The 4,900-nt window shown below is 33.4% G+C and carries 3 protein-coding genes; all 3 read right to left on the minus strand.

From position 1 onward, the window contains the following. Positions 1-5: 5 nt before the first annotated feature. On the minus strand, positions 6-839 hold the full coding sequence (locus DW015_RS13110; RefSeq protein WP_117905953.1) for a DUF6329 domain-containing protein: 834 nt from the start codon (positions 837-839) through the stop codon (positions 6-8). Positions 840-1,353: 514 nt separating this feature from the next. Beyond that, entirely contained in the window at positions 1,354-2,520 is a 1,167-nt protein-coding gene (locus DW015_RS13115; RefSeq protein WP_022127853.1) for a hypothetical protein, read from the minus strand. 122 nt (positions 2,521-2,642) lie between these two features. Further along, positions 2,643-4,900: VWA domain-containing protein (locus DW015_RS13120; RefSeq protein ID WP_207659399.1), on the minus strand; the 2,258-nt coding region annotated here is incomplete at its 5' end.

The raw sequence follows: 4,900 nt of genomic DNA on the forward strand, positions 1-4,900 counted from the left end.
ACACCTCACATCGTCATTCCCATATCGGGTTCTTCGGTCATGTCCTCAAACTGATCGCTGTTCATTTCTTCCTCCGTCTGCAAAAACCATTTGTCGGAATTCCAAAAGCTGATATAAATTTCTCCGTCGGGAGTTTTTATCGGTCTTTGCTCCAGACTCTCTCCTGCGCCGTCGCTTAACTGCCCGGTACAATATTCACGGAGATCCTCAAGTTCATCTTCCGTAAGCTGACCGTGAACGTTTGCTGTGACCACTCCCACAAGTTCTCCGTTATGTTCTTCGACCGACATAAATGCGGAAAACACCTTTCGGTCAACAGAATTGCCTCTATCGTACCAATGCATCAGACCTCGCTCTTTTTCTTCGGGCAAATTGAAATCGCTGATAAAATGATTTATCTCCGATTTGTAAGCAGAAGCTTCATAGGAGGAGATTTTTTCGTATTCCTCATCAGACCAACATTCAGGTACTCTGCTGATCTCAAGGGGACAGTAAAATTTCATTTCCTGCAAATGCGTCTGAATATGATTTTCGTACAACAGCTTTGCGTTTGGAATATACTGAACGTATCTAGCGTAGGATGAGCCTTCAGCTTCGATCAGCAGACCGTCACCCTGTTCCTCATCGTAGATCAGCAGACAATGATAAATATCATCTCTGTCGCAGTACATCAAATCTGTGTTCTCAGCGATCAGGTCATTGTCCTGCAAGGGATGCCTTTTTAAATTATCAAACTCAGCATGAGAAACTGCTATCGCTTTTTCCACCGCACAGGACTTTGTCTTAAATTCTGCCTCTTTGCGAAGCAGGTTAGTGTTGATTATCAATTTTTCATTCATTGACTTTTCCTCCGTTCGTTTTGTTTCCTTTTTATATAGTACATCTGCCACATGGGTATCACGTCCTTTCTTGAGAAATAAAAAAAGGCCGCTTTGTCGTTTATCACATTTCGTGATATTTGACAAAACAGCCTTCTAAACTTTGTGAATGTTTTTTCATAAAAAAAAGCAAGCCGGGAGCGAAATCTGCTCAAAGCTTGCCGTTTTATTTGACATTATTCATTTGTCGAGGGTTCAAATCCTTCCGGTCGGTGAAAATCATGAAAAAGCATCCATGGTTTTACACTAAAAATTTTCGACTGAAAAGCATGAAAAAAGCCCGTAAAATCGGGGCTGCAATAAGGAACGTAAAAAACCGATTGAGAAAGAAGAAGTTATCAGCAATAGGTTTAGTTATGTTAATTAATAGTTAAAACAATCGACTGTCTAAGAAACGGTCGGTTGTTTTGCTGTTTATATTAAATTGAAGAATAAGATTGCTCTGCAAACATATGAGTTTACAGAGCAAATCAAATTAAGCAATGTTGATAGTATTCAGCAATTCACCGGAATTATTATCGAACACAAAAATGTAGTCACCGCAGGATTCAAAAGTGTACGAACCGCCTTCTTTGATCTCATCAACTGACTGCTTTTTAATAAGACTCCAATCCTCAAGCGAATATGTCAGATATTTACCTTTATAATAGGTTATTGCTTTTTGGGAGTTGGCATAAATGATTCTTTCGTGATTTTTAGTTTTCTTTTCTTCAAAATGTGATGTTTCATAATTCCATAAAATAATTCTGTCACCGTCAATTTGTTCAGATACATTATCTGTAAATCCTTTTGCGTAATGTGAATACTGTGCTATGATAATTAAATATTTATCAGATTGTTTAATCGGCTGATATGAATAATCAATATTAAAAGTTGTCCCGGATTCTACGACTTTACCATTATCTATATTTATTATATAATAGTTGTTTAATTTCCCTGATTTTAGCGGAAACAATATCAATTTATTATCATATAAAGATGCTGTCATATCAGTTTTAGATAAAAAAATCTGTTTTGCATTCTTCTTATTATATACATTGCAAAAAACTGTTTTTTCATTTTTATCAGTTATTTTCAAGTAACAATGATTGCGGTTATTGATAATTTGTATATTGGCAGAAAAAAAATTTTTTTCAACAGTTATATTATAGTCATATGGGCATTTATCTAAATCAATTATTTTCATATCATCAACACTACTATATGCTTTTATGTCATAACGCATATTAATATCGGAATAATTAAGAACATATAATATGTCATCGACGAAATACATATCGTAAATACTATGTGATATGTTATGTATTTTAATAACATTACCAAAATAGTCGAGCTGAAATATTTTTTTAGAATCAACTGAGGGAGAAAAGAATATAAATTCCTCGTCGGCTGTTACAGTAGAAGTTTTTGCAATAGAGATATTACATATTTTATCTATATTTCCTTTTGAATTTTTACAATAGATTCCATCAGAGTCAAGATAAACAATTAAATCATTAACATGACAAGCATGAGAATAATTATCTTTAACATGGATACTAATATCGCCCTGATTTGTGAATAAATGTCTTAAAATAAGTAAGCCGATAATTATAAATATTAGCGGAAACGCAATCATATTTTTTCTATATTTTTTTCTCATAATAATCCTCAAATTTCTGATTTCACAAAAGCACCTATTAATGAAATAAAACAGGCTGATTGGCAAAATGTTAATGTAAATCAGCCTGCTAAATTATCATATTGAAACGCTGAAATAAAACCTTATTTTTTCTGTATTAAATAACCCACATCAAAAATACAACCCTCTTTATTCGCGATTTCATCAATAGAATTAAAATAGGTCGTATTTCCATCATTGTGTTGTGCTTCAGTATAGTTGCTGTATCTATTAAATGTCGCTATCATACCTGAGTTATCATCTTTTATTCCAGCAACAGAATGCTGTTTTTGATATGTGACAACTTTTGCGAATGCTCCTAACTCAATTGAACTTTCGTACTTATATGAAAAATAAGCAACATTACCATTTGTAAACTCGCTATCCATTTCTTGAGCTAAAGCATTGCCAAAATCAAATGCATATTCTAAATCACCAATTTTAGGGTTCTTGTAAGTTTTATATGTTAGGTTGAGAGAGTCTAGCCAATCCGATACTTTATCCGGGTTACTACCATAAAAACCATCTTTTAAATAATCGGTTTTATTGGAAAATAATCCACCAGTAACTATATCTAAAACTAAAGCATTATATTCAAACTCTGCTGCGGTTTTGAAAAAGTTAACATTTTCACCAGCTAATGTTGCTGCATTAAAGGCTGCCATTAATTCGCATATTACTCCATGCATAGGCACATCTGCAAACATTAATCCACCATCATCTGAAAAATTTCCGTTGGATTGATTAATAACTAGCATCTTTTCGTTATAAAAATATATATTTTTATCATCGCCATATTTTTTAAGACCAATTTTGGTATTATTCGTGTAATTTTTCATGGCTCTATTGATTTTATCATTAGAAGTATAAGTCCAGCCAACATACTGCATATAAGCATCGCCAAACCTCGTCCAATCAGCAATAGCACAAGTCATAAATCTTGCATTATTTATTCTATCTGTTGATACTGAAATTTGATTGTTTTTATAGCTTAAGTATAAAGGTTTACCTATAGTATCGTTGTTTTCATAATACAAAACTTTTGAGCGTATCACCAGACCATTTTCGCCAAGCAATCCTTTAGCACCGTTATTATAAGGTAGTACTTCCCATATTTGTCCCTGCAAGTTTAAGTCATTGCCCATAAATACAGAATAACTTCCGTCATCATTTAAGTTTAGGGTCAATACCAATTTTTCATTATTCAAGGCATGAATTTTATATCCGGCATCGCACCATTCAAACTTAAATTTCTGATTATTGTTACCTGTATAATTATACATTATCAAAGGCGCCCCTGCGTTAGTGGAGTTGTCTTTTACATCCATATAGTATTCTGGATAAATACCTACCATTTTAGCAAGATAATATGTCTCTCCATCAAGAAAATCATATTTATCGCCTAAAACGTCAGGTTTATCCAAAGGATAAGGATCTTCAATATCCGAATATCCATCACCATCTGAATCGTCATTACTTTCAGGGTTAGAATTCATTATAAAATAATAACCAGCAGTTACTTCCTGCTCTTTGTGATCCATTATAATAGTCTTATAAATCGGTACAGGTTCAATTTCAACACCATCTTCTAATCCGTCATGGTCAGTATCGGGCAGATCGTATCTGGTATGAACTATCTGTCCGTTCTGAACTCGTATACCAGCTAATTCAAAAACATCATACAAACCATCACCGTCTGTATCTTTTGTGTCAAAGAAAGTATCCAATGCAATTTGGGAATAAATATCGGCTAAATCATTAGTTGTAATGGCTTTGTAGAATTCACCATGAGTCATCTTTGCCATATGTTCAAGTGTTTTATCATCAGAACCTAAGCCAAACCCAATAGTGTAGATCGAAATATCTAAACTATCCGCTGCTTTTAAATATGAATCAGAAATATTACATCCACCATCAGACATAAATACGATCATTTTTTTTGGAGCATCAGTTTGTGTTTTTAATAACTCTATTGATTTATTTATTGATGCATTAAAATTATTGCCTCCAGTAGAATAAATCTTTTCAAGTGAGTTTAGTAAATTATTTTTATTGCTTGCCGAAGTAAATCCACAAAGTACTTTAGGCATACTATCTTCAGCTAAAATAGCAACGTTGTCTTTAGATCTCAAAATATTGATAAATGATTTAGCGGCTTTCTTTCTACCTGCTTCATATGGATCGTTGTATTGCATACTACCCGAACAATCAATGACCAAAACTGTGCTTAATCCACTTGGAGCATAATCATAATAACTCGGATATAATTCAGTAGACCATGCTTTGTACCATTCTTCCCTGTTAACAATCATATACTTTAATCCTGTATAATAAAACTTGACACATACAAAACAATCAAAGT

This window comes from Ruminococcus sp. AF37-20 (genome assembly GCF_003460465.1).
Taxonomy (GTDB): Bacteria; Bacillota; Clostridia; order Oscillospirales; family Ruminococcaceae; genus Hominimerdicola; species Hominimerdicola aceti.